This is a genomic window from Bacillus sp. SH7-1 (assembly GCF_008042405.1).
Lineage (GTDB): Bacteria > Bacillota > Bacilli > Bacillales > Bacillaceae_G > Bacillus_A > Bacillus_A thuringiensis_N.
On the sequence record NZ_QNUD01000005.1, the window covers coordinates 169,481 to 193,302 of the forward strand.

Genomic DNA, 23,822 nt, shown 5'->3' on the forward strand with positions numbered 1-23,822 from the left:
TGGGAGAGCATGAAAGGGAAACTTATAGTAGTCGGCGGTGGCTTGGCTGGCTTAATGGCAACGATTAAAGCGGCGGAAGCAGGAGTAAATGTTGAACTGTTCTCTTTAGTACCAGTAAAACGTTCGCATTCTGTATGTGCCCAAGGTGGAATTAACGGTGCCGTAAATACGAAAGGTGAAGGGGATTCTCCATGGATCCACTTTGACGATACAATTTATGGTGGGGACTTCTTAGCGAACCAACCACCAGTTAAAGCAATGTGTGAAGCAGCACCTGGTATCATTCATTTAATGGACCGTATGGGTGTTATGTTCAACCGTACGGAAGAAGGACTTCTTGATTTCCGTCGTTTTGGTGGAACGCAACATCACCGTACAGCATTTGCTGGTGCAACAACTGGACAGCAATTACTATACGCATTAGATGAGCAAGTACGTCGTCACGAAGTAGCAGGACTTGTAACGAAATATGAAGGTTGGGATTTCTTACGAGCTGTTGTTGATGATGAAGGTGTGTGCCGAGGAATCGTTGCACAAGACTTACAAACTATGGAGATTAAAAGTTTCGGAGCGGATGCCGTGATTATGGCAACAGGGGGCCCTGGTATCATCTTCGGAAAATCAACAAACTCCATTATCAATACAGGTACAGCAGCTTCTGCTGTATATCAACAAGGCGCATATTATGCGAACGGTGAGTTCATTCAAATTCACCCAACGGCAATTCCTGGAGACGATAAATTACGTCTTATGAGTGAATCTGCACGTGGTGAAGGTGGACGTGTTTGGACATATAAAGATGGTAAACCGTGGTACTTCTTAGAAGAGAAATATCCGGCTTACGGAAACCTTGTACCTCGTGATATTGCAACGCGTGAAATCTTTGATGTTTGCGTAGAGCAAAAACTAGGTATTAACGGTGAAAACATGGTGTACTTAGATCTTTCTCATAAAGACCCGAAAGAACTAGATATTAAACTAGGTGGAATTATTGAAATCTATGAGAAGTTTACAGGTGACGATCCTCGTAAACTACCAATGAAAATCTTCCCAGCGGTTCACTATTCAATGGGCGGACTATGGGTTGATTATAAGCAGATGACAAGTATTCCAGGTTTATTTGCAGCAGGTGAGTGTGATTATTCTATGCACGGTGGTAACCGTCTTGGTGCGAACTCACTATTATCAGCAATTTACGGTGGTATGGTAGCAGGACCAAATGCAATTGAGTATATGAAAGGTCTTACTAAATCATCTGATGCTGTTTCATCTACTGTGTATGAACAAAATGAATTGATCGAAACAGAGAAATTTAACAATATTTTAACGCTCGATGGTAACGAAAATGCGTATGTTCTTCATAAAGAGCTTGGAGAATGGATGACAGATAACGTTACAGTAGTTCGTGAAAATAAAAAGTTATTAGAAACAGATGCGAAAATTGAAGAGTTAATGGCTCGTTACAAACGTATTAACATTAACGATACAGCAAGATGGAGTAACCAAGGTGCTTCATTTACACGCCAACTTGCAAATATGTTTGAGTTAGCGCGTGTTATTACAATTGGCGCATATAACCGTAATGAGAGCCGTGGGGCGCATTACAAACCTGAATTCCCAAATCGTGATGATGCTAACTTCTTAAAAACTACGATGGCGAAATTTGAAGGAGAAGGAAATGCACCAGCATTCCATTACGAAGACGTGGATGTTTCGTTAATTAAACCACGTAAACGTGATTATTCTTCAAAACACGATGTAGCTGCTAAGGGTGAAGAGAAGGGGGATAAACAACATGTCTGAGAAAACAATCCGCCTCATCATTACGAGACAAGACGGGCCTGACGCGCAAGCGTTTGACCAGGAGTTTGAAATTCCGTATCGTCCAAATATGAATATTATTTCGGCGCTTATGGAAATTCGTCGTAATCCTGTTGATTCAAAAGGAAGCCAAACAACTCCGATTGCATGGGATATGAACTGTTTAGAGGAAGTATGTGGCGCATGTTCGATGGTGATTAACGGAAAACCTCGTCAATCATGTACAGCGCTTATCGATCAATTAGAACAACCAATTCGCTTAAAGCCGATGAAGACATTCCCGGTTGTACGTGACTTACAAGTTGACCGTAGTCGCATGTTTAATGCTCTAAAACGTGTTAAAGCTTGGATTCCAATTGATGGTACGTATGACTTAGGACCAGGGCCAAGAATGCCTGAGAAGAAACGTCAGTGGGCTTATGAGCTTTCAAAATGTATGACATGTGGTGTTTGCTTAGAATCATGTCCAAACGTGAACAGTAAATCTGACTTTATTGGACCAGCACCGTTATCACAAGCGCGTTTATTCAACTCACATCCAACGGGTGAAATGCATAAAGCAGATCGCTTACGTGCAATTATGGGAGATGGAGGACTTGCAAACTGTGGTAACTCTCAAAACTGTGTGCAATCATGTCCAAAGGGTATTCCATTAACGACTTCAATTGCGGCATTAAACCGTGATACAACAATTCAATCGTTCAAAGATTTCTTTGGTAGCGACAATAACTATTAATAAATATTGCCTCTTCAACATGAAGAGGCAATATTTATAACTTTATTTTTCTGTTTATTCAGTTTATTAAAGGGGAGAGGGAACAATGAAGAGGATTTCTTATATTGAAGACTTTGAGCAATGGGAAAGTGGTTTTTCATTTTACAACCCTGTAAAAGTTCGTTTTGGTGAAGTAGATATGTTTGGGCATGTAAATAATGTCGTTGCCTTTACCTATTTTGAAGAAGCACGTATCGCATTGTTTAAAGAACTTGGATTTATGCAAGAATGGACGCATGAATCTTCCGAAACGATGATCGTTGTTGCAGATTTACAATGTAATTTTATTAAGCAAATATATTTTGATGAAGAGTTGAAGGTGTATGTAAAAGCGGGATCAGTTGGGAATTCTTCTTTAGATTTACATTATATGGTGAAGAATGCGGCAGGAGAAGTTTGTTTAGTTGGTCGTGGAACGATGGTTCAAGCATCGAAAAAAACGGGAAGAGGCGAACCGTGGCCTGAAGAATGGAAGGGAAAATTACTACAATGATAGAGTAAAAGAAAAATAAGAGAGCAAATTGCTCTCTTATTTTTTGTCTTTCATCGCTTCTTCTAATGTTAAATGATGTTTATATATGTATGTAGCGTATGGATTTCCAACGTAACGCAAATGCCACGGTTCATATGAATATTCTGTTGTTTCTGTTTTATCTTCTAAATAACGAATGACAAAGCCAAATTCATGAGCGTGTTTTGCCACCCATTTGCCTTCAGCTGTCTCTCCAAAAATAGGCTCTAATTGGAATTTAGCAGACTTTGAACTAATATCCATTGCTAAGCCGGTTTGATGTTCACTCGTACCAGGAATGGCACTTACTGAATCAGCTTCAGCTTTTCCTTGACGTCTAACGTATGTATCATGTAGTGATTTTTGGCGTTTGTATGAACGATAACCAGATACAGCTGTAAGCTCAAGTCCTTCTTTCTTTGCCGCTTCAAACATATTTTCAAGCGCATCTGCAGCATCTTTGCGCAGTAGCGTTTTTTCTTTATCTTTCGGACTAGTAAATGGTACGTTTGGTCTTGTTAAGTCTTCAGGTGTGTATCCGTCGGGTAGTTTTCGATGTTTATTAACTAAGACAAGATTAGATTCTGGATTTGTTACAACGGAAAAATCATTGTCTAGTTTCTTTGCATTATGATCAGCTTTTGGAAAAGCAGGAATCTCTTCTTTTTGGTGATTACTATGCTGTTGACTTTCGACAGCTTTCGCCTCATTTTGAAGTGGTGATTTAGAACCAAAGTAAACGAAAGAAGTGATACCGATTACAATAGTAGTGGCAGAAATAATTATTATTTTTTTCATGATGCCTTGTAATCACAGTCCTTTCTTAATAAAATATGTATTGTTTTTATTATAAGTCTAGTTTGTTGAAAAAGAAATATAAGAGTCGTAACGTAATAGAAATGCAAAGAAAATGTCAGAAAATGTGTGAAATTGTAGTATTTTTTCATTTAATTCATTTCTTATCTTTCATGAAATGAATTTTTTATGTAATATATATACATAAGAAGATGTAGCGATTATCGAGAATGAAGAACTTCTTGTATAGACTAGGAGTGAATGGGAATGGATTTTGCAACAATTATTGGGCTTATTTTAGGATTTGTAGCAGTGGTAGTAGGGATGGTCGTCAAGGGCGCTGACGTAAATGCCTTATTGAATCCTGCCGCAGCATTAATTATTTTTATCGGTACATTTGCTGCAGTATGTATCGCATTTCCGATGAATCAACTAAAAAGAGTTCCAAAATTATTTAAAGTTCTTTTTGGTTCAAATAAAAAGGATTTAAGTTATGAACAGTTGCTAGAATTGTTTGTTCATTGGACATCTGAAAGTAGAAAATACGGTATTTTGTCTTTAGAGCAACAATTAGACAAAATTCAAGATGAATTTCTTTTGCGTGGTATGAAGTTTGTGATTGATGGCGTATCTGCAGAAGATTTAGAACAGATTTTAGAAGCTGAATTAGAAGCAATTGAAGAAAGGCATGCAAAAGGAGCGGCAATTTTTTCTCAAGCTGGTACGTATGCACCAACATTAGGGGTTTTAGGTGCTGTTATCGGTCTTGTAGCTGCGCTTGGTAATTTAACTGATATTGAAAAGTTAGGACATGCTATTTCAGGTGCGTTTATTGCAACGATTTTTGGTATTTTTTCAGGTTATGTATTATGGCATCCATTTGCAAATAAGTTAAAACAAAAATCTGCAGCTGAAATCGAGAAAAAACGTTTAATCATTGATTGTTTATTAATGTTACAAGAAGGTACATATCCGTTTATTATGAAGAACCGCATTTTAGGTTCACTTTCTGCAACTGAGCGTAAAAAGCTAGAAAAAGGAGCAGAACAAAATGCGGAGTAAGAAAAATAGAAGAGGCAAAAAGAAAAAACATGATGAACATATCGATGAAACTTGGTTAATCCCATATTCTGATATGTTAACGTTGTTATTTGCACTGTTTATCGTTTTATTCGCAATGAGTAGTATAGATGCAGCGAAGTTCAAACAGATGGCAGTAGCGTTTCGAAGCGAACTAGCAGGTGGAACAGGAAATAAAGAGTTTTTAAGCGATCAGAAGCCAAATGATGAAAAGGAATTATCAGCAAGTAGCCTTGAGGCAGAACAAGCAAAAAAACAAGAAGAAGCTAGAGAAAAAGAAAAAAAAGAAATGGATGAATTGAAAGCATTACAAAAAAAGATTGATCAATATATTAATGAGAAACAATTATCCTCTTCTTTTCAAACTAAATTAACTGAAAAGGGATTAATGGTAACAATATTAGAAAATGTACTGTTTGATTCGGGGAAAGCAGATGTGAAATTAGAATCTTTAGGGATTGCAAAAGAGATGTCAAGCTTGCTTGTTTCAGCGTCACCCCGTGAAATTACAGTATCTGGTCATACGGATAATGTCCCTATTTCCAATGCGCAGTTTGCATCGAATTGGGAATTAAGTACGCAGCGGGCAGTTAATTTTATGCAAGTATTACTCCAAAATAAAGAATTACAACCAGAAAAATTTAGTGCGATTGGTTACGGAGAATACCGTTCAATTGCTCCAAACGATACACAAGAAGGAAAGGCAAAGAATAGACGGGTGGAAGTGTTTATCTTGCCTTTAACAGAGAAAGTAAAATAAAGAGGATGGCGAATGCCATCCTCTTTATTTTGCATCAAATGATTTTAAGTTGTCGCGACGGATTTTATCTTTTTCTGCATCTGATTTTTTGAAATCATAATCATATAAAGCGCCTTCCCAATCACCATACATCGGATTAGGGAAAATAATAAATTTCTCACCAAATTGTGTTTTTGAATCTGCTACTGCTTGATTTCGATCTTTTACAGACTTTCCATCAAAACCAGTGAAATCAGATAAGTTATCACCGAAGAATAAGATGATATCATGTGTTTGAGAAACGAGTTCACGTCGTTTTTCTTTTCCTTTTTCTTTCGGATCTTGTAGTAATATATGTTCTTTCGTTGCTTGAGGAGCACCTACACGCTCAAGATTTTTAATGGTTGCATCTAGTTGGTTCGTTTTACGATTTGAGATGTAGTAAATATCTACACCTTTAGACTCGGTATATTTTAAGAAATCAATTGCGCCTGGAAGGGCTTCGGCTTCAGCCTTATTAATCCAGTCATCCCATTTATACGGATAGCCTTTGCCTGTTTTTACGCTCATGGCTTGATGGGGACTGTTGTCTAAAACAGTTTCATCTAAATCAAGTACGATAGCAGGTTTTTTTTCTGTTCCCTTTGCAAGAGTTGCATCAAGCTTCAATTGACCAATATTGTATCCTTGGTAGTAAAGTGCTTTCGTTTCACCAGCTGTTTGATACCATAAATCAGCCATTAATTGCTGGTCTGTTAATTTTACTTTTTCTTCTTTTGCCACTGTTTTCTCTGGTGTTCCTGAACATGCTACAAGTGATGTAGATAGAACTGCTACAGATAATAAAGTGGTAATGCCCCTCTTCATCGTCATATGTATCCTCCTTGATGTTAGAAAATCATTTAATATTATATATCGAAAAATAATATTTTTTTTATGAACATTTGCATATTGTCTTTTGTATATATAGTAGTATGTCCTATATTAGAAAGATGGGAAAAATGATGGGAATCATTTTGACAAGTTTAGTTGTCTAAATGACAATTATAATTGACAAATGAAATGATATTATTTACAATTTTAACTAAATAGAACAAATGATGGATTAAGACGATGTTACATATTAAGAGGATGAAGTGTAGTGCTATATTTTATCCGGAATAAACATAGTCTTTGAAAGAGAGTATGAATGAAACTAAGGGGAGGCTTTATACTTTGAGTTTACAAATTCAAAACTTAACGAAACTATTTGGGGAATCAAAAGCAGTTAACGGCTTGCAAATTTCTTTGCCAAAAGGTGAAGTGTTAGGATTACTTGGACGAAATGGTGCAGGAAAAACTACGACAATCAAAATGCTTCTCGGATTATTAACGCCTAATGAAGGCTCTATTACATGGGATGGAAACCCATTTGGGAATAGTGGGATAACAATTGGTTATTTACCAGAAGAAAGAGGTTTATATACGAAAAGTAGAGTAATAGACCAGTTACGATATTTTGGTAGATTAGAAGGCATGACGAAGAAAGAAGTAGATGTCGCTATTGATCACTGGTTAGAGCGATTAGCAATACCAGAATATAAATTTAAAACAGCAGGAGAACTTTCAAAAGGAAACCAGCAAAAAATTCAATTAATTGCTGCTCTTCTTCATAATCCTGAACTTCTCATTTTAGATGAACCATTTAGCGGGCTGGATCCAGTTAATGCTGGGATGTTAGCTAGCATTATTGAAGAACAAGTACAAAGCGGAAAGACAATTATTTTATCTAGTCATCGTATGGAACAAGTAGAGGCTTTTTGCCAACATGTATGTATTTTGAAAAAAGGCGAAGCTGTCGTAAAAGGTCAGTTAAGTGATATTAAAAAAGAATACGGTTTCCGCAATTTAACGATTGAAGATACAGAAGAGAATGAGAAGGGATTAGAATCTATTCATGTATCGTATGAAAAACAACAAGGCCTTCTTTATGTGCAAGTACAAGATGATGCAGAAGCTCTAAAGATTTTACAACAATTACAAGAACAAGGTGTTACCTTGCGACAATTTAAAATGTTAGAGCCGACGTTAAACGAAATCTTTGTAGAGAGGGCGAAATAACGATGCGTAAATTTTCTCACGTATTTTCATTTTATTTTAGAGAAGCGTTTTTATCTAAAAAATCATTAATTACGAGTGCGATTTTATTTTTAGTTGTGTTTGGACTTTTTGCGTTTAATCATTTCACTGCTGATAATGACAAAGGGAAAGATAAATTTGCCGTAGTAACGGAAAGTGATACGTATAAAGTGCAAGAAAGTGATTTAACAAAGTTACTTCCATCTGCTAAAGTAACTGTAGAAAATAAGGATAAGTTTAATGAGTTACGTAAGCAAGTAGAAGATGGTGATTTAGACGGTCTATTCCGTATTACAGAAAAGAATGGTATTCCGGAAGTGACGTATATGTATAGTGGTTTTCCGAGTCAATCAGCTGCTACACTTATGGCGAGTTATTTAAAAGAACAATATACAGCGGTAATGATTGAAAAGAATAATGTATCTGCAGAAGTAGCAAAGCAGTTACAGATGGAAATTCCGTTAAGACAAGAGGCAGTAAAGGATCATGCATCTTCCTTTGGCATTGGCTATGTTTTCTCGTTTGCCTTATATATGTTTATTATTGTGTTTGGAACTACAATTGGGACGACGATAGCATCTGAAAAGTCGTCTCGTGTTATGGAGTTAATGCTTCCGAAAGTAAAACCATTAACAATGCTACATGCCAAAATTTTAGCAATTGTTTCTAGTGCTTTACTATTACTTATTACTGCTTCCCTCGGTTTTCTTGTACCATATTTATTAGGGTGGGTAGACCTAGAAAATGCATCTTTAGTGGGACTTGCACTAGACTTTTCTAAGTTGGATGCTGTAGTAATTAGTATGTTCGTTGTATATTTTGTTACGGGCTACTTACTATATGCAATGTTATATGCAGCGGTTGGTGCTGTTGTATCAAAAATTGAGGATGTGCAATCTCTTTCGTTCCCAATTACAATGTTAGGTATAGCAGCATTTTTCATTAGTATTAAATCACTATTTGATCCTAATAGTACATTAGCTGTAGTTAGTTCGTATATTCCATTCTTTACACCTATGGTTACATTTTCAAGGCTTGTAGCGGGTGAAGCAGGAACTGTAGAGATTATTGTGACGTTAGTCATTTTATTGGTGACTATCGCTATCGTCAATATGCTTGCAAGCCGCATTTACGTAAACGGTGTAATGAATTACTCCGACAAAGTGAAATTTAAAGATTTAGCAAAATTTATAAAGCGTCAATAATGAGAGAAAAGCATAATTTCTTGTTGAAATCATGCTTTTTCTTTATGTATAAATTAAAAATAGTATATAATAATAAGAGTCGTCTTTTAATAGAATGAATACAAAGGAGGGTGTGCAGATGGGGATTAGTAGTCGTTTTACAGTAGGTGTTCATATGCTGACATTACTTGCGATAGATCGAAACTCTCGCTGTACCTCTGAATGGATTGCCGGTAGTGTGAATACAAATCCAGTTGTGATTCGTCGCATTACAGGAATGTTGAAGAGAGCAGGACTTGTTGATGTACAAGCTGGTAAAGGTGGTACGACACTTGCTCGTGATTTAGAAGAAATTACATTACTTGATGTATATAAAGCAGTGGAAGTTGTAGAAGAAGGACAGCTATTTTCCTTCCATGAAAATCCCAACATTGAATGTCCAGTAGGAGCTAATATTCAATCAGTATTAGAAATTATTTTAATGCAAGCGCAAGAAGCGATGGAAAACGTACTTGCCAATGTAACGGTAGATCAATTAGTTACAAATTTAAAGTCTAAAATGAAAGAATAAAAAAGCGAGCATCCTCATAATGAGGGCTCGCCTTTTTTTATTCAGAAATATTGAAAATTCTATTTTTCAGTATTTAAAATGAATTTACCAACAATAGCTGCTACGATACCACCAAGAATTGGTGCAACGATGAATACCCATAGTTGAGAAAGTGCTTCTCCGCCAGCGAATAAAGCTGGTGCGATACTACGAGCTGGGTTAACAGAAGTTCCAGTTAACGGAATACCTAATAAGTGAACTAACACTAATGTGAAACCAATTACTAATCCCGCTAGAGAAGAGCTTCCTTTTTTACCTGTTACAGCAACGATCACTAATACGAATACGAAAGTTAAAATAAATTCAACTAGAAATGCTCCAGATAAACCAAGAGTTCCAAAACCATTTTGTCCTAAATTATCTAAAGGTGTTTTAGCAGATTTTAAAATTGTTACTAACGTTGCAGTTCCTAATAAACCACCTAAAATTTGAGCTAATACATAATAACAAAGTTCCATAGCATTCATTCTTTTGTTGATGAACATAGCTACTGATACTGCTGGGTTAATGTGACATCCAGAAATTGTTCCGATGCTATATGCCATAGCCACAATAGATAGACCGAAAGCCATAGCGATTCCTAATGTTCCAATTCCTTCGATTCCGCCGCCAATGACAGCTACTCCAGTTCCGAATAATACAAGTACGAATGTACCAATAAATTCAGCGATTGCTTTTTTTAACATAATTTACCTCCTAATATTGCGCATGAAACGTATTATAACATAGGTTTTAGTATAAACAGCTAATGAAATACTATTCTGATAAGGCGGAATAGGGGGACAATAAAAAAGAGTATGGTTCTTTGTTATAGAACCATACTCTTTTTTTGTGCTGTTTTTTTCTGTTTAACGACTGGAACAGATCGATTTAATACGCTATTTGCAACCATTCCTAACATAATAATAATCATTCCAAGTAGGGAAAGCCCACCAGGAAATGAACCGTTCAAGAAGATAATTTCACCAAGCACGGTAAAGACCATCGTTCCAGCTTGCGTTGCTTCAACAGCTCCAAGTAGAGCGAGATTGTCTTTTGCTAAGTCAGTAGCAAAGAAAAATGTCATCGTTGCAATTACGCCAGAACATAATGCTAACAAAAATCCTTGCAACATTTGGCTTGATGTTGGAATACCAGTAGTAGAAAATCCATATATCCCAAGTAAAATTGTAATAGGTAGACTCCCAATCGCCATTCCTAATACACGTTGGAACGTATCGAGACGTCCACCAACAAGTTCCATCATTTTTCGATTGCCGAACGGATATAAGAAAGCAGCTAACACGACAGGTAAAAAACCTGAAATGAACTGAGTCATTGTAATGTGACCTGCTGCAGTCGCTTGCATACAAATTACACCAAGTAAAATAAATAATGCGACATATAAACTACGAAGTGGAATTTTTCCGCGTACAAGTTTCGTACCTGATTTCGTTTCTATTTTAACGAAAAATAATGGCGAGAGTAGTAAACCTGCTAATATAGTAACTTGCCAAGTTCCAGCAACGAGCCAAGCTGGAGAAAAGACAGCTGCAAAACTTAATAAAGAATAGAAACCAATACCTGCAACAGAACCCCATCCGATCCACGCTAATGGATGTTTTTTTAACTCTTCCCATAAACCGTTAAAGTTTTTGCGAAATAAAACGATAAGGAATAAAATAGGGAGAGCAAATAAAAAACGGAAGGAAGCTGTCCAAGCCCAGCTTGTTCCAGATACATTCATCGCTCTATTAATAATAAAGGTTGCAGAAAAAAAGGCTGATGATAAAAGTCCTAATAATATTGCGCGCATGAAGTATAACACTCCTTTTGGAAATAAATGATTATGTATAGTATAATATACTTTAATGATTTAAAAGTAAACTTTTTTATACTTTAAGGTGGTTTTATAGATGAAAGAACAGGAAGATATGCAAACGAAAGAAGTCATTCAGCAAGTAGGTCAGTTATTAAGACAAATTCGAAATGAAAAAAAATTAAGTTTAGAAGAATTAGCCCAAAAAACAGGAGTTAGTAAATTAACATTAGGAAAAATCGAGAGAGGCGAAACGAATCCAACGTTAGCTGTCATTTGGAAAATAACGAAAGGGTTATCAATCCCCCTATCAAGATTAATGGTTGTTGGAGAACCTGTAGCTGTCGCACGCTGCGGAGAAGGATTTGCAGTAGATGTTGGCCAAGCGTGGCATTTAGAAACAATGTTCCGTTATACGAAAGAAACGGGGATGGAAATGCATCGTGCTTGTTTACGATCGAATAGTATATATGAACCTGAAGCTCATCATGAAGGGGCTATTGAGCTTGTAACTGTAATGAAAGGGAAAGTATCTATTCAAGTGGAGAATGATATATACGAATTAAATGAGTTTGACTCCATTCAATTTGAAGCGAATAAGAAACATATTTATAAAAATGAAGAAGATGAAGTGGCAGTATTACATTTAACGATGAAATACTCTTCATGAAAAAATCCCCTATAGAAAAAACTATAGGGGATTTTTTATATGTTTTGTTCAAATATATTGAATGAAGTTATTAGTAAGAACGTGGCATAAGGAATAAACAAATGAAATAAACTAAAAAACCTGTTCCGAAACATAAAATAGCAATAACCCAAAGGATACGAATAAGAGTAGAGCTAATATCAAAATATTCTCCTAAACCACCACATACACCAAATAACATTTTATCAGTTTCGGATTTATATAATTTTTTTGACATATTACGATCAACTCCTTTTTATATCAAACTATATACTTCTATTCTATATGGAAATTTATGAGAAGACTATGAGGTTGTATTACATTTTTTTATAAAGTGAACCGTATTTTACAATTTAGATGTGAGGTTATATAAACAATGAATCTAATTTATAGCGCAGTACAATAGTTTGCGATAAAAGTAAAAAGGCCTTAGGTAGCAAAGTTAAACTACCAAAAGGGCCTCATATTATTGTTTCATTTTATAGTTGAATTGTTGGTGTATCCAATGTGAAAACAGATAACAAATACTTAGTGAAAGAGTAACCGCTATACTAACCCAAATGCTTGTTAAAGGACCGATTAAGAAGTAAACTACATAACCGGTAAGAGCACCAATAATCGAGATGAGCGGTATAATGATGCGGATTTTTTGCTTGCTGAAAATAACGAATAATATTGTGATGATAAGAGATGTATAAAGAATACCAAAGAAAAAAATAATTTCTAAAATAGTAAAGTTTGTAGTAATTGTAATGAAAAAAGCTAAAAATCCGATAGCTATAGAAATAAAATGAGCTCTATATAATTTGAAATTTATTTTTGTACGTATCATCGGTATAAAATCTCGAATGAGTTTAGTAAATCCATGCATCCAAGAAATAAAACTAGAAGTTATTGCGCTTAAAGAGCCGATAACGAGTAAATAAAATAAAATAGTAAATTCTATTTTTTTTGGAAGTTGAGCTAGAAGATCATACAAATGATCTAAGCTCCCACTAAAAATAACTATCATAATTAGAGAAGCGAACGCCAAAGGGATGGTAATCCATATAAACCCTGATAGTAAAAAAGTCGGAATGATTTTTTTAGGGTGAATACGGAAAGCCTTATCCCAAGATGCGGGGCTTATTAATACTCTCCCCGTTTCAATTAGGATGCCGGCAGTAAGAAAATATATTCCGTTTATATTTTCATAAAATAGCAAATAAGGGTGATATAAGCGAATCCCATCGTATACATGGTTAATGCCATCTTGCACAAAAAAATAAATTGGAATAATGATCATGGTAGAAAACATTAATACAGTTTGCATAATAGCCATTTTAGTAAATAGCTTAGCGTTACTTAACATTACGAATATTGTACAGAGGGTAATGAAAAGGAAAGAACCCAATGTATATGGAATATGGAAAAAAACATTAAGCAAAATACTAGCAACTTTCGTTTGAATGAACATACTCTCTATACTTAATAGAATAAGGAAAGAGCATACAATTATATATCCTTTGTGAGAAAGTTTATAAGATAAGTAATCGTGAATGGATTCTCCTTCTGGGAATGTAGAACGTATTTTTTTTATTAAAATTCCCAATAAAATAAGAGTAAAAGGGCCAATCATCGCATAAAGAATACCAGCGATTAGCCCATAATTGATAATAGATTCAGGTAAAGCGAGTGTTGATATACTTGCGACCCATTTAGATAATAAAAGAACAGTACCAGTCCCGATACCTAATTGTAAAGGTGTGAAAGCTGAGTTGTTTTTCGTCACAATTTATCCCTCGCCTCTATATTCTTTCGGAGTCATTCCGGTCATTTTACGAAAAACAGTACTGAAATAATGCTGACTATTAAAACCAGATCGCTCAGAGATTTGAGAGATACACCAATGTGGGTGTTCCGTTAAATATTTCTGTGACATTTCAATACGATATTGCATGATATATCCGGAAAATGAAATACCTACTTCTTCATGGAACCTTCGGCTTAAATAAGTTGGATTTGTATGTACTTTAGCTGCGATGTCTGCTAAGTGTAGTTTGTCATGGAAGGTTTCATGGATGATGTCTAATGTATCTTGAATAATACGTGAGTAGGAAGGAGTATTGGAATCTCCTTTGTACTTTTGTAATATATCGATGAGTTCTTTTTCTATAATTGGCTTTGTTATGTAGTCAATAACTCCTAGACGAATAGATTGTTTTGCATAATCGAAATTTTGATATGCGGTTACGATAATGATGTCGAGGTTAGAGTTATTACTTTTTAATTTTTCACCTAGTTGTAGGCCGGATATGCCTGGAAGGTGAATATCTAAAAGTGCTAAATGAATCGAGAATTTTTCATTTATACGTAAAGCTTCATCCGCATCTAAAGCTAGATGCAGTGTCCAATTAGGAAACTGACGGTGGATAAGAAATTCTAATTGTTCCAGTTCCAGTGGTTCGTCATCTACTAATAGCACGTTCATTTTTGTATTACCTCCTCTGTGTTTTTTTCTGTGATGAAAGGCCATGTGATTTCTACTTTCGTGCCAGTCTCTTTTGTAGAGAGGAAAGAGAACGTAGTTTGTTCTTGAAAGAATAACTGAAATCGTTGTTTTATATTTTCAAGTCCGTACCCGCTTTCTTCCGTATGGGAAGTAAATGGTTCGTTTTGAGTACCGTTGTCGGATACTAGAAGTGTAATTCGGTTATTTGTATTGTATAGATGAATATTTAAAATTGCTTGACCAGCTTTTTTTTCTAGCCCATGTTTAAAGGAATTCTCAACTAACGTTTGAATAACGAAAGGTGGAATATGAGCGTTATGTAAATCTTCAGAAGAGGTAATGCTTACTGAAAGTCTTGAGCGAAATCGCATTTTTTGAATCTCAATATAATAATTCGTATATGTTAGTTCTTCAGAAATAGGAATTAACAAATCTGTTGTTTTATATTTTCCTTTTAAAAATAGAGAAAAGATCTCAAGTGATTTGACAACTTCATCAGTTCGCTGCAGACGAGCTAAGCTTAAAATTGTATTTAATGTATTGAATAAAAAATGAGGCTGAATTTGTTGCGTAAGTTGATGATATAAAGACTGTTGCAACTCTCGTTCTAGTGCTATTTTTTTCTTTTCACTTTCTAGTAAATCGATTCGTTTTTCAAAAATAAATAAACATAATAAAATAATAGCTCCAAAAATTGGAGCTAAGACAAGTATAGTTATTAATACAGCAAATGCTTCATAAGTTAACATACATACCTCAATCTTGTTTTTTATTATTATACTAAAGTGTTATAAATATTTCTATTATTCAGACTCGTATCAAATGATATGACAGGCTACTTTATGACCTTCGCTTATAGATTGAAAGCTTGGTTGCTGCGTAGCGCATTTTTCAACGGCATACGGACAACGAGTATGAAAACGACAGCCTTTTGGCGGGTTTAGAGGAGAGGGAAGGTCTCCTTTAAGTTCAATACGCTCTTTTTTCGTTCCTGCACTAATGGTAGGAATTGCTGAGAGAAGCGCTTTTGTGTAAGGGTGTTGCGGATTGTTAAAAAGAGAATGTTTATCGGCAATCTCCACAATGGTACCAAGGTACATTACAATGATGCGATCTGATATGTGACGAACGACAGCTAAGTCGTGAGAGATGAATAAATATGTTAACCCATATTGTTGTTGCAACTGCTTTAATAAATTTAAAACTTGTGCTTGCACTGAAACATCTAAGGCGGAGACAGCTTCGTCACAAATGATGAGTTTTGGATTAACAGCTAAGGCACGCGCAATTCCGATTCTTTGCCGTTGACCACCACTAAATTCATGTGGATAGCGCTTCACTGCATCAGGTGGAAGACCAACTTTTCCGAGCAGCTCAATAACTTTTGCTTTTCTTTCACCTTTTGGACATACGTTTTGAATGGCCATAGCTTCTTCTAAAATGCTCCCAATAGTTTGCCGAGGGTTTAAAGAAGCGAAGGGATCTTGAAAAATAACTTGTAAATCTTTTCGAACCTTTCGCATTGCTGAGTTATTTAATGCTAGTAAATCCTTGTCTTGAAAAATAATTTTTCCACTTGTTGCTTCATCAAGGCGCAATATTGCACGCCCAGTGGTGGATTTTCCGCAACCAGATTCACCAACAATACTAACAGTTTCCTTTTCGTAAATTGTAAAACTAATATCGTCAACCGCTTTAATATAGCTAATAGAGCGTCCTAGAATTCCTTTTTTTATAGGGAAGTATTGTTTTAAGTTTTGTACTTGTAATAACTCTCGTTTATTTATTTGCGTAGCAGTAGACATATTATAATACCTCCAATTTTTCTGAAGATGATTTATCCCAAAGGTCTGTAAACATCCAGCATCGAACTTCACTTCCATCTTGCGTGAGTTGAAGTTCTGGAAGAGTATTGTGACATAGTTCTTTTGCATGTGTGCATCTATCAGCAAAGCGACATCCACTCGGCATATGGTATGGACTCGGTACGGATCCTGGAATAGTTTGTAACTCTTCTTGGTCTGTATCGAGTCTTGGAAGAGATTGAAGAAGTCCGATTGTATAAGGATGTTTTGGACTAGTAAATATATGCTCGATATCTGCATATTCGACAATTTTTCCAGCGTACATAACGGCGACTCTATCGCATGTTTCTGACACGACTCCTAAGTCGTGGGTGATCATAATAATCCCCATACCGAGTTGTTTTTGAAGTGATTTCATAAGTGATAATATTTGAGCTTGAATTGTTACATCAAGAGCAGTTGTTGGTTCGTCTGCAATGAGTAAATCTGGATTGCAAGCAAGTGCCATTGCAATCATAATGCGTTGTCGCATTCCTCCACTTAATTCATGCGGCTCTTGTTTTGCACGCTTTTCAGGAGAAGGAATTCCAACTAGTTTCAACATATCGACGGCTTTATTCCAAGCTTCCTTTTTATTTAATTTTTGATGGATACGAATCGCTTCTGCGATCTGTTCCCCAACAGAATATACTGGATTCAAAGATGTCATTGGTTCTTGGAAAATCATTGAGATTTGATTTCCACGAATTGCGCGCATTTCAGCTTCTTTTTGTTGTAATAAATCTTTTCCTTTAAATAAAATGCTACCTTCAATTTTACTGCCACTTTCTCGGTCAATTAATCTCATAATGGATAGAGAAGTGATACTCTTCCCACAACCAGATTCACCTACGATGCCGAGTGTTTCTCCTTTAGAAACAGAGAAATTTAAACCATCAACCGCTTTGCTTACACCTTCGTCTGTAAAGAAATGTGTTTTTAAATCTTTAACTTGTAATACCTCTTCCTTTTTATTCATGTTTGTGCACCCCCTTAATTAAGCTCAATACGTTTATTGAAATGACGGTATAAAATATCAACAATAAGATTGACTAGAACGAAGATGACCGAGGCGATTAATACGCCCCCTTGTAACATTGGTAAGTCTCTCATTCGGATGGCGTCTACGATCAATCTTCCAAGTCCATTTATAGCGAAAACTGATTCTACTAAAACTGTACCGCCTAAAAGTGCACCAAATTGTAATCCAACAACAGTAATAACGGGAATTAATGCGTTCCTCAAAGCATGTTTATATATAACGACTCTTTCTTTTACTCCTTTTGCTCTTGCTGTTCTTATATAATCTTGGCGTATAACATCAAGCATACTTGAGCGAGTCATACGTGCTACAATTGCTGCGCCAGATGCACCTAGTGTAAGTGCAGGTAAAACCATGTGCATCCAAGTTCCCCAACCAGAAACGGGGAATATTTGAATTTGGACGGAGAAGTAGAAAATGAGCATAAGTCCAAACCAAAAGCTTGGTAATGAGACACCTAACAAAGCGATAATCATAATAGAAACATCTGTCCAAGAATATTGCTTTGTAGCCGAGATGATACCAGCAATCATCCCAATTACAACTGTAATGACGATACTACACAGTGCGAGTTCAATAGTGATTGGAAGGCGGATTAATACTTCATCTAACACTGGGCGATTAGAACGAATCGAAACCCCGAAATCTCCTTGTAATATATTTCCGATATAAGAGAAATATTGCATGATAAAGGGTTTGTCTAATCCTAATTGGTGGCGTATTTGCTCGACAGTTTCTTTTGATGCTCCTTCACCAGCGATAAGGAGAGCTGGGTCACCGGGTACCATTTGCATAATTAAGAAAACGACGAATACAACGCCGAAAAGAACGGGAATTAATTGTAGTATTCTACGAAATATAAACATTAGCATGTATAATGCCCCTTTCTATTTTTTTAGTCTCGGATCTAGTGCATCACGTAATCCGTCACCAAACATGTTTAAACCGATTACGAGTGTAGACATTGCGATCCCAGGAAACATTGCAATATGTGGTGCGGTAAATAAAAAGTCGCGTCCATTACTTAACATGGCACCCCATTCAGGTGAAGGTGGTTGCGCTCCAAGTCCTAAAAATGATAATCCAGCTGCAGATAAAATTGCTGTAGCTAAGCGTAAAGTAGCTTGGACGATAATAGGTGATAAGATGTTAGGGAATATGTGTTTCATAATAATAGTAAAATCATTTGCCCCTAGTGCTCTTATAGCGTCGATATACTCTAATTTTTTTACTGTTAATGTAGAAGCTCTAACGATACGAGCGAACATAGGGATTGAGAAAAAGCCAATAGCGATAATTACGTTCACAAGACTTGGTCCTAGTGCGCCTACAATAGCAAGAGCAAGTAAAATACCAGGGAAAGCTAGCATAATATCAATGATTCGCATAATGATTGTGTCAAACCATCCACCGTAATAACCAGAAATGATACCTAGGATAATGCCGAACAATGCCCCTATAAATACAGAAGAAAATCCAACAAGTAATGAAAGACGTGTCCCGTGTAAAAGGCGGCTTAAAATATCTCTACCTTTATCATCTGTTCCCATCCAATGTTCCATAGATGGTGGTTGTAATTTGTTAACTAACTGAATATCAAATGGATTATAGGGTGCTAACAATGGGGCAAATATAGCTATTAAAATATAGAAAAAAACGATAATACCCCCGATAAATGCCATCTTATTTTTTTTCAGTTTTCGATAGCTAATGATCCATTTCGATGTGTTCTTCGTTTGAATCGTTTGTAAAGAAGTATTTTCTTCTTTAGAAAGACGAACTTCCATTTTTCATACCTCCCTTTCTTTATGATTAAATTATCAGAAAATTAAAACGAGTCAACGAGTTTAAAACAATAAGTAAAGAAAATGCAAATAGAAGTAAAGATGTTTCAAAAAAATTCAGAAAATTCAATTAGTAAAGAAAATGCAAATAGAAGTAAAGATGTTTAAAAACTTTTTCCGCAAAGTTATTTATAATTACAAATACATAGACGAAATTGAAAAAGAAAGGGTGGTGGAATGATCTGCTATTAGAAAGTAGGGGATAGAAAGCTAGATGTAAGGTTTCACTTTAGGATGTAGAGATAAAAGAAAGTGGAGGGGGAAGGGCGATGAGATTCAAAAGGGGACTTGTGATTTGTTTTATCACAATTTTATGTCTTTCAGTTTTTCTAGCGGGGTGTTCATCTAATACGAAGACAGGAAATGAAGGGTCAGGAAGCAATGGAACAAAAGAAGGCGGTGTTTTAACAATTGCTAGATTGTCAGATGCTGATAATTTAGATCCGCATTTTATTACAAACATCCCTTCCGCGAGTGTTGTGTACCATAAAGTGTATGAAAATCTTGTACAACGAGATAAAAACATGGATTTTAAGCCGATGTTAGCAAAGGAATGGAAACAAATTGATGATTTGAATTGGGAATTTAAGTTACAACAAGGAGTGACATTCCAAGATGGTGCACCATTTAATGCTGAGGCAGTAAAGAAAAACTTTGAACGTGTATTAGACCCGAAAGTAGGTTCAAATCGAGCAACTGTTTATTCCATGATTCAAGAAATAAAAGTAATTGATGAATATACAGTACAGTTCGTATTGAAATACCCATACTCACCTCTTTTATCTATTTTCGCAAGTAATGAAGGAAGTATTTTAAGTCCGAAAGCAATTGATGAAAAAGGGAAAGGCTTAGCGCAGCATCCGGTTGGGACAGGTCCATATACTTTTAAATCATGGAAACCAGGTGAAGAAATTCGACTTGAAAAGAATAAAAATTATTGGGGTGAAAAATCAAAGGTTGATGAAGTGGTATTCAAAGTCGTACCAGAAGATGCAACACGTATTGGAATGATTGAAACTAGTGAAGCTCACATTGCAGAGAATTTACCTGTAACTGAGGTAGAGCGTGTGAAAAATTCACCATCCATGGAGTTAATTGAAAATGAAGGTTTAGGTGTAGAATATATTGGCTTTAATGTACAGAAAAAGCCATTTGACAACCCGCTCGTTCGTCAAGCGATTGCACATGCGATTGAAACGAAAGGGATTTTAAAAGGGGTATATAACAATGTTGGGACTGAAGTGAACTCGGTAATGACTCCTAAAGTATTCGGTTATACGAAAGACGTAAAAGGATATAAGTATGACATTAATACTGCAAAAAAATTATTAGCAGAGGCTGGCTATCCAAATGGGTTTAAAACAACAATTTGGACGAATGACAGCAAGGTTAGAATGGCGTTAGTGGAAGTAATTCAATCTCAATTAAAAGGGATTGGCGTTGATGTAGAAATTAAAGTTATGGAATATGGTGCGTTTTTAGCTGCAACGAATAAATCAGAACATGCGATGTTTGTTGGAGGATGGGGAAATGCAACAGGTGATGGTGACTATAATCAATATAATTTATTCCATTCTAGTTCACACGGAGCGACTGGTAACCAATTCTTCTATAGTAATCCAGAAGTAGATAAATTAATAGAAGAGGCTAGAAAAGAAAAAGATGAGACGAAGAGAAAAGAATTGTATAAACAGTTACAAGAAATTGAATTAAAAGATGCTTTATTAGTACCAATTCGAGGGATTAATCATATTGCCGCAACTACGAAAAATATAAAAGGATTTTGGATTGATCCATCTGGGTATTTGCGACTGGAAGGTGTAGAACTACAGTAAAATAGGAAATTCTATCAGTGTAAAACATTATTTTACACTGATAGAAATTTTTATCTATTTTTGTTTCATTTGTAAAGTAGAAAAATCATATTGCGAAGGGAGATTGACAAAGTGAGTGTAAAATCACAATATTGGTTAACGAATGTGAAACTTGAATGTGGGTACGTATATGAGGAATCGCGAATTACAAGTACAGAAACAGAGATTTGTAGTTTGTTTATTGAAGATGGAAAGATTACGAAGATATTACCTGGAAGTGTATCGGAACAAGATGGTGAAGTAGTAAATGCAAATGGTTTACTGGCATTACCAGCATTTGAAGAAATGCATATTCATATTGATAAAACGTATTATGGTGGACCGTGGAAAGCATGTACACCAGTGAAAAGTATATTCACTCGCATTCATGAGGAGCAAACTATTCTTCCGAAGCAATTAGAAACTGCAAAGAGTAGAGCGGAGAAAATGTTGCAATTACTTCTTGAAAATGGAGCGACAAATATTCGAACACATTGCAATATTGATCCTGTAATTGGTCTTGGGAATTTAGAAGCAACGATTGCGGCGCTAGAAACATATAAAGACAAGTTATCAGCAAAAATCGTAGCATTCCCGCAACATGGTTTGTTACGAAGTAATTCCGTAGGGCTTGTAAAAGACGCTATGCGTATGGGAGCTCATTTAGTAGGTGGAGTAGACCCAGCTACAGTGGACGGTAATATTGAAAAATCATTAAATACAATTATGGATATTGCAGTAGAGTTTGATTCAGATATTGATATTCATTTACATGAAGCGGATCAACTCGGAACATTTACAATGAAGAGATTAGCTGCATTAACAGAAGAAGCAGGGTGGCAAGGAAGAGTTACGATTAGTCATGCTCTTGGACTTGGAGATGTATCTGTAGAAGAAGCAGAGGAAATGGCTGAACGACTTGCGGCATTAGGCATTGATATAACATCAACAGTTCCAATTAGTAGACATGTAATTCCAGTTCCGCTATTAAATCGTAAAGGTGTAAAAGTTTCACTAGGAAACGATAGTATAACTGATCATTGGTCTCCATTTGGAACAGGAGATATGTTGCAAAAGGCAAATTGTCTAGCGGAGAGATTTAGATGGATTGACGAGCGCTCTTTAGGGAAAGCACTTCAGTTTATTACGGGTGGGAAATCTATATTAGATGATCAAGGAAATCGTCAATGGCCAAAAGTTGGGGATGAAGCAAATATCGTCTTTACAGAAGCATCATGTTCAGCCGAAGTAGTAGCAAGACAAACAGAGCGCTGTGCTGTTTTATATAAAGGAAATGTTGTTGCTGGTAGTTTGCAAAAAGCGACTATAAATAATCTTGTTTGAGAGGATGATTGAAATGCAAAATGTGTATTGGTTAACGAATGTACGATTAGAAACAGGTTACAAGTTTAATAATGAAGTAGTTACAGGTACAGAAACAGCTTTGCATCATTTACTCATACAGGATGGAAAGATCGAAAAGATTGTACTTGCAGATGTACCGCTTCAAACAGAATATGAAACGAAAGATGCGAAAGAATTGCTTGTTCTTCCGTCGTTTGTGGAAAATCATTTTCACCTGGATAAGACAAAACTTGGTGGCCCATGGGAAGCCTGTACACCAGTGAAAAATATTATTGAGAGATTAGAGTTAGAACAGCAGGAGTTACCAATTTTAGCTCAAACAACTGGAGAGAGAGCAGAGTTATTACTAAGCAACATTTTACATGCTGGTTCGACTCATATACGAACGCATGTAAATATTGATCCGTATATCGGTCTTAAAAACTTAGAATCTGTCCGTCAAACTTTAGAGAATATGAAAGGTGCGTTTACATATGAAATCGTAGCATTCCCGCAGCACGGTTTACTTCGTACAGAAGCGCATTCTCTTATGAGAGAAGCGATGAAAATGGGCGCAACTTTAGTAGGTGGTGTAGATCCAGCTACTGTAGATAATAACATTGAAAAATCACTTTTTGATATGATGGAAATTGCTGTAGAGGCAAATGCAGATGTTGATTTGCATTTACATGATGCAGGGCATTTAGGTATTTATACAATTAAAAAATTAGCTCAATTTACAGAAGAGGCTAATTGGGACGGGCGTGTTGCGGTCAGTCATGCGTTTAGTCTAGGCGATGTATCTAAAGAAGAAGGAGCAGATATGGCAGACTTATTAGCTGAGAGAGGAATGTCTATTATTACGACAGTACCAATTAACAGAAATATACCACCAGTACCATTACTTACAGAAAAAGGTGTTTCCGTTTCTTTAGGTTGCGATAGTATGTTTGATTCATGGGGCCCATTTGGCAATGCTGATATTTTTGAAAGAGTAGGGCGTTTAGCAGAAAAGTATCGCTGGATTGATGAGAAGTCTTTATCTTCTTCTTTAGCATATATTACAGGTGGAAAAACGCCATTGGATCAAGAAGGAAATCAAGTTTGGCCTAAAGTAGGAGATAAAGCTGACTTCGTCTTCTTACAAGCTACATGTTCAGCAGAAGCGATTGCTAGACGAGCGAAGCGACCAGCTGTAATGAAAGAAGGAAAAATCGTAGCAGGTTCCTTGCAACATGTTCAAGGTGTATTGATTTAATTTACGTATCTCCCTAATTTATATATA

General features: G+C 36.0%; 24 protein-coding genes. 12 read left to right on the plus strand and 12 right to left on the minus strand.

From position 1 onward, the window contains the following. Positions 1 to 9 precede the first annotated feature (9 nt). The 3 genes from sdhA (at position 10) to DN390_RS04205 (ending at position 3,089) form a co-directional block, all read left to right on the plus strand. The gene (gene sdhA / locus DN390_RS04195; RefSeq protein ID WP_060632450.1) at positions 10 to 1,803 is read left to right on the plus strand and encodes a succinate dehydrogenase flavoprotein subunit; all 1,794 of its coding nucleotides are present in this window, start codon (positions 10 to 12) and stop codon (positions 1,801 to 1,803) included. Then, positions 1,796 to 2,557: a succinate dehydrogenase iron-sulfur subunit gene (sdhB, locus tag DN390_RS04200; RefSeq protein WP_060632449.1), complete on the plus strand. Its 762-nt coding sequence runs from the start codon at positions 1,796 to 1,798 to the stop codon at positions 2,555 to 2,557. The genes sdhA and sdhB overlap by 8 nt, the downstream gene beginning before the upstream one ends. A gap of 85 nt (positions 2,558 to 2,642) precedes the next feature. Then, on the plus strand, positions 2,643 to 3,089 hold the full coding sequence (locus DN390_RS04205; RefSeq protein WP_147806674.1) for an acyl-CoA thioesterase: 447 nt from the start codon (positions 2,643 to 2,645) through the stop codon (positions 3,087 to 3,089). Positions 3,090 to 3,125: 36 nt separating this feature from the next. Here the strand turns inward: DN390_RS04205 and DN390_RS04210 are convergent, their stop codons facing one another. Then, positions 3,126 to 3,905 carry a M15 family metallopeptidase gene (locus DN390_RS04210; RefSeq protein WP_147806675.1) on the minus strand — a complete coding sequence of 260 codons (780 nt, stop codon included), beginning with the start codon at positions 3,903 to 3,905 and terminating at the stop codon, positions 3,126 to 3,128. A gap of 264 nt (positions 3,906 to 4,169) precedes the next feature. On the opposite strand from DN390_RS04210, the gene motA reads away from it, so the two are divergent. Further along, on the plus strand, positions 4,170 to 4,964 hold the full coding sequence (motA, locus tag DN390_RS04215) for a flagellar motor stator protein MotA (RefSeq protein WP_060632446.1): 795 nt from the start codon (positions 4,170 to 4,172) through the stop codon (positions 4,962 to 4,964). Further along, a complete protein-coding gene (gene motB, locus DN390_RS04220; protein WP_147806676.1) occupies positions 4,954 to 5,742 on the plus strand; it encodes a flagellar motor protein MotB in 789 nt (262 codons plus the stop codon). Before motA ends, motB begins: the two co-directional genes overlap by 11 nt. Before the next feature lie 24 nt (positions 5,743 to 5,766). On the opposite strand, the gene DN390_RS04225 is transcribed toward motB, so the two are convergent. After that, a complete protein-coding gene (locus DN390_RS04225) occupies positions 5,767 to 6,594 on the minus strand; it encodes a 5'-nucleotidase, lipoprotein e(P4) family (protein ID WP_147806677.1) in 828 nt (275 codons plus the stop codon). 342 nt (positions 6,595 to 6,936) lie between these two features. Here DN390_RS04225 and DN390_RS04230 point away from each other — a divergent pair, with 342 nt between their 5' ends. The 3 genes from DN390_RS04230 to DN390_RS04240 all read left to right on the plus strand — a co-directional run bounded on the left by DN390_RS04230 (position 6,937) and on the right by DN390_RS04240 (position 9,594). Beyond that, a complete protein-coding gene (locus tag DN390_RS04230) occupies positions 6,937 to 7,821 on the plus strand; it encodes an ABC transporter ATP-binding protein (RefSeq protein WP_147806678.1) in 885 nt (294 codons plus the stop codon). Positions 7,822 to 7,823: 2 nt separating this feature from the next. Next, positions 7,824 to 9,044: an ABC transporter permease gene (locus DN390_RS04235; RefSeq protein WP_147806679.1), complete on the plus strand. Its 1,221-nt coding sequence runs from the start codon at positions 7,824 to 7,826 to the stop codon at positions 9,042 to 9,044. Between the two features lie 118 nt (positions 9,045 to 9,162). Beyond that, the gene (locus DN390_RS04240; RefSeq protein WP_000512998.1) at positions 9,163 to 9,594 is read left to right on the plus strand and encodes an Rrf2 family transcriptional regulator; all 432 of its coding nucleotides are present in this window, start codon (positions 9,163 to 9,165) and stop codon (positions 9,592 to 9,594) included. Positions 9,595 to 9,653: 59 nt separating this feature from the next. Here DN390_RS04240 and DN390_RS04245 read toward each other — a convergent pair whose 3' ends face one another. Continuing rightward, positions 9,654 to 10,319: an MIP/aquaporin family protein gene (locus DN390_RS04245; RefSeq protein WP_060632441.1), complete on the minus strand. Its 666-nt coding sequence runs from the start codon at positions 10,317 to 10,319 to the stop codon at positions 9,654 to 9,656. 122 nt (positions 10,320 to 10,441) lie between these two features. Further along, positions 10,442 to 11,428, minus strand: a complete 987-nt coding sequence (locus DN390_RS04250; RefSeq protein ID WP_147806680.1) for a DMT family transporter — start codon at positions 11,426 to 11,428, stop codon at positions 10,442 to 10,444. Between the two features lie 100 nt (positions 11,429 to 11,528). Between DN390_RS04250 and DN390_RS04255 the strand changes: the two genes are divergently transcribed. After that, positions 11,529 to 12,101 (plus strand): helix-turn-helix domain-containing protein, encoded by a 573-nt coding sequence (locus DN390_RS04255; RefSeq protein ID WP_097951080.1) that lies wholly within the window; start codon positions 11,529 to 11,531, stop codon positions 12,099 to 12,101. A gap of 70 nt (positions 12,102 to 12,171) precedes the next feature. Here DN390_RS04255 and DN390_RS04260 read toward each other — a convergent pair whose 3' ends face one another. From DN390_RS04260 to nikC, 8 genes are all read right to left on the minus strand, one after another. After that, positions 12,172 to 12,357, minus strand: coding sequence for a PspC domain-containing protein (locus tag DN390_RS04260; RefSeq protein WP_060632438.1), 186 nt, complete (start codon positions 12,355 to 12,357; stop codon positions 12,172 to 12,174). A gap of 228 nt (positions 12,358 to 12,585) precedes the next feature. Then, positions 12,586 to 13,890 (minus strand): SLC5/6 family protein, encoded by a 1,305-nt coding sequence (locus DN390_RS04265; RefSeq protein WP_147806681.1) that lies wholly within the window; start codon positions 13,888 to 13,890, stop codon positions 12,586 to 12,588. A 3-nt stretch (positions 13,891 to 13,893) separates the two neighbouring features. Next, entirely contained in the window at positions 13,894 to 14,589 is a 696-nt protein-coding gene (locus DN390_RS04270) for a response regulator transcription factor (protein ID WP_087982217.1), read from the minus strand. After that, the gene (locus DN390_RS04275) at positions 14,586 to 15,359 is read right to left on the minus strand and encodes a sensor histidine kinase (protein ID WP_147806682.1); all 774 of its coding nucleotides are present in this window, start codon (positions 15,357 to 15,359) and stop codon (positions 14,586 to 14,588) included. Before DN390_RS04275 ends, DN390_RS04270 begins: the two co-directional genes overlap by 4 nt. 69 nt (positions 15,360 to 15,428) lie before the next feature. Further along, positions 15,429 to 16,415 carry an ABC transporter ATP-binding protein gene (locus DN390_RS04280; RefSeq protein WP_147806683.1) on the minus strand — a complete coding sequence of 329 codons (987 nt, stop codon included), beginning with the start codon at positions 16,413 to 16,415 and terminating at the stop codon, positions 15,429 to 15,431. Position 16,416: 1 nt separating this feature from the next. Then, positions 16,417 to 17,433 carry an ABC transporter ATP-binding protein gene (locus tag DN390_RS04285; protein WP_063224788.1) on the minus strand — a complete coding sequence of 339 codons (1,017 nt, stop codon included), beginning with the start codon at positions 17,431 to 17,433 and terminating at the stop codon, positions 16,417 to 16,419. Positions 17,434 to 17,447: 14 nt separating this feature from the next. Beyond that, positions 17,448 to 18,368, minus strand: coding sequence for a nickel ABC transporter permease (gene nikB / locus DN390_RS04290; protein WP_000928487.1), 921 nt, complete (start codon positions 18,366 to 18,368; stop codon positions 17,448 to 17,450). Between the two features lie 15 nt (positions 18,369 to 18,383). Further along, positions 18,384 to 19,283: a nickel transporter permease gene (gene nikC / locus DN390_RS04295; protein WP_147806684.1), complete on the minus strand. Its 900-nt coding sequence runs from the start codon at positions 19,281 to 19,283 to the stop codon at positions 18,384 to 18,386. 326 nt (positions 19,284 to 19,609) lie between these two features. On the opposite strand from nikC, the gene DN390_RS04300 reads away from it, so the two are divergent. The 3 genes from DN390_RS04300 to DN390_RS04310 all read left to right on the plus strand — a co-directional run bounded on the left by DN390_RS04300 (position 19,610) and on the right by DN390_RS04310 (position 23,795). Next, positions 19,610 to 21,175 carry a glutathione ABC transporter substrate-binding protein gene (locus DN390_RS04300; protein WP_147806685.1) on the plus strand — a complete coding sequence of 522 codons (1,566 nt, stop codon included), beginning with the start codon at positions 19,610 to 19,612 and terminating at the stop codon, positions 21,173 to 21,175. A 111-nt stretch (positions 21,176 to 21,286) separates the two neighbouring features. Then, positions 21,287 to 22,537, plus strand: coding sequence for an amidohydrolase family protein (locus DN390_RS04305; protein ID WP_147806686.1), 1,251 nt, complete (start codon positions 21,287 to 21,289; stop codon positions 22,535 to 22,537). Between the two features lie 13 nt (positions 22,538 to 22,550). After that, positions 22,551 to 23,795 carry an amidohydrolase family protein gene (locus DN390_RS04310; RefSeq protein WP_147806687.1) on the plus strand — a complete coding sequence of 415 codons (1,245 nt, stop codon included), beginning with the start codon at positions 22,551 to 22,553 and terminating at the stop codon, positions 23,793 to 23,795. Positions 23,796 to 23,822: the final 27 nt, after the last annotated feature.

Excerpts from the sequence above, each read along its gene's own strand:
- sdhA (WP_060632450.1), top strand. The coding sequence starts at position 10 with ATGAAAGGGAAACTTATAGTAGTCGGCGGTGGCTTGGCTGGCTTAATG.
- sdhB (WP_060632449.1), top strand. The coding sequence starts at position 1,796 with ATGTCTGAGAAAACAATCCGCCTCATCATTACGAGACAAGACGGGCCT.
- DN390_RS04205 (WP_147806674.1), top strand. The coding sequence starts at position 2,643 with ATGAAGAGGATTTCTTATATTGAAGACTTTGAGCAATGGGAAAGTGGT.
- DN390_RS04210 (WP_147806675.1), bottom strand. The coding sequence starts at position 3,905 with ATGAAAAAAATAATAATTATTTCTGCCACTACTATTGTAATCGGTATC.
- motA (WP_060632446.1), top strand. The coding sequence starts at position 4,170 with ATGGATTTTGCAACAATTATTGGGCTTATTTTAGGATTTGTAGCAGTG.
- motB (WP_147806676.1), top strand. The coding sequence starts at position 4,954 with ATGCGGAGTAAGAAAAATAGAAGAGGCAAAAAGAAAAAACATGATGAA.
- DN390_RS04225 (WP_147806677.1), bottom strand. The coding sequence starts at position 6,594 with ATGACGATGAAGAGGGGCATTACCACTTTATTATCTGTAGCAGTTCTA.
- DN390_RS04235 (WP_147806679.1), top strand. The coding sequence starts at position 7,824 with ATGCGTAAATTTTCTCACGTATTTTCATTTTATTTTAGAGAAGCGTTT.
- DN390_RS04240 (WP_000512998.1), top strand. The coding sequence starts at position 9,163 with ATGGGGATTAGTAGTCGTTTTACAGTAGGTGTTCATATGCTGACATTA.
- DN390_RS04245 (WP_060632441.1), bottom strand. The coding sequence starts at position 10,319 with ATGTTAAAAAAAGCAATCGCTGAATTTATTGGTACATTCGTACTTGTA.
- DN390_RS04250 (WP_147806680.1), bottom strand. The coding sequence starts at position 11,428 with ATGCGCGCAATATTATTAGGACTTTTATCATCAGCCTTTTTTTCTGCA.
- DN390_RS04255 (WP_097951080.1), top strand. The coding sequence starts at position 11,529 with ATGAAAGAACAGGAAGATATGCAAACGAAAGAAGTCATTCAGCAAGTA.
- DN390_RS04260 (WP_060632438.1), bottom strand. The coding sequence starts at position 12,357 with ATGTCAAAAAAATTATATAAATCCGAAACTGATAAAATGTTATTTGGT.
- DN390_RS04270 (WP_087982217.1), bottom strand. The coding sequence starts at position 14,589 with ATGAACGTGCTATTAGTAGATGACGAACCACTGGAACTGGAACAATTA.
- DN390_RS04275 (WP_147806682.1), bottom strand. The coding sequence starts at position 15,359 with ATGTTAACTTATGAAGCATTTGCTGTATTAATAACTATACTTGTCTTA.
- DN390_RS04280 (WP_147806683.1), bottom strand. The coding sequence starts at position 16,415 with ATGTCTACTGCTACGCAAATAAATAAACGAGAGTTATTACAAGTACAA.
- DN390_RS04285 (WP_063224788.1), bottom strand. The coding sequence starts at position 17,433 with ATGAATAAAAAGGAAGAGGTATTACAAGTTAAAGATTTAAAAACACAT.
- nikB (WP_000928487.1), bottom strand. The coding sequence starts at position 18,368 with ATGCTAATGTTTATATTTCGTAGAATACTACAATTAATTCCCGTTCTT.
- nikC (WP_147806684.1), bottom strand. The coding sequence starts at position 19,283 with ATGGAAGTTCGTCTTTCTAAAGAAGAAAATACTTCTTTACAAACGATT.
- DN390_RS04300 (WP_147806685.1), top strand. The coding sequence starts at position 19,610 with ATGAGATTCAAAAGGGGACTTGTGATTTGTTTTATCACAATTTTATGT.
- DN390_RS04310 (WP_147806687.1), top strand. The coding sequence starts at position 22,551 with ATGCAAAATGTGTATTGGTTAACGAATGTACGATTAGAAACAGGTTAC.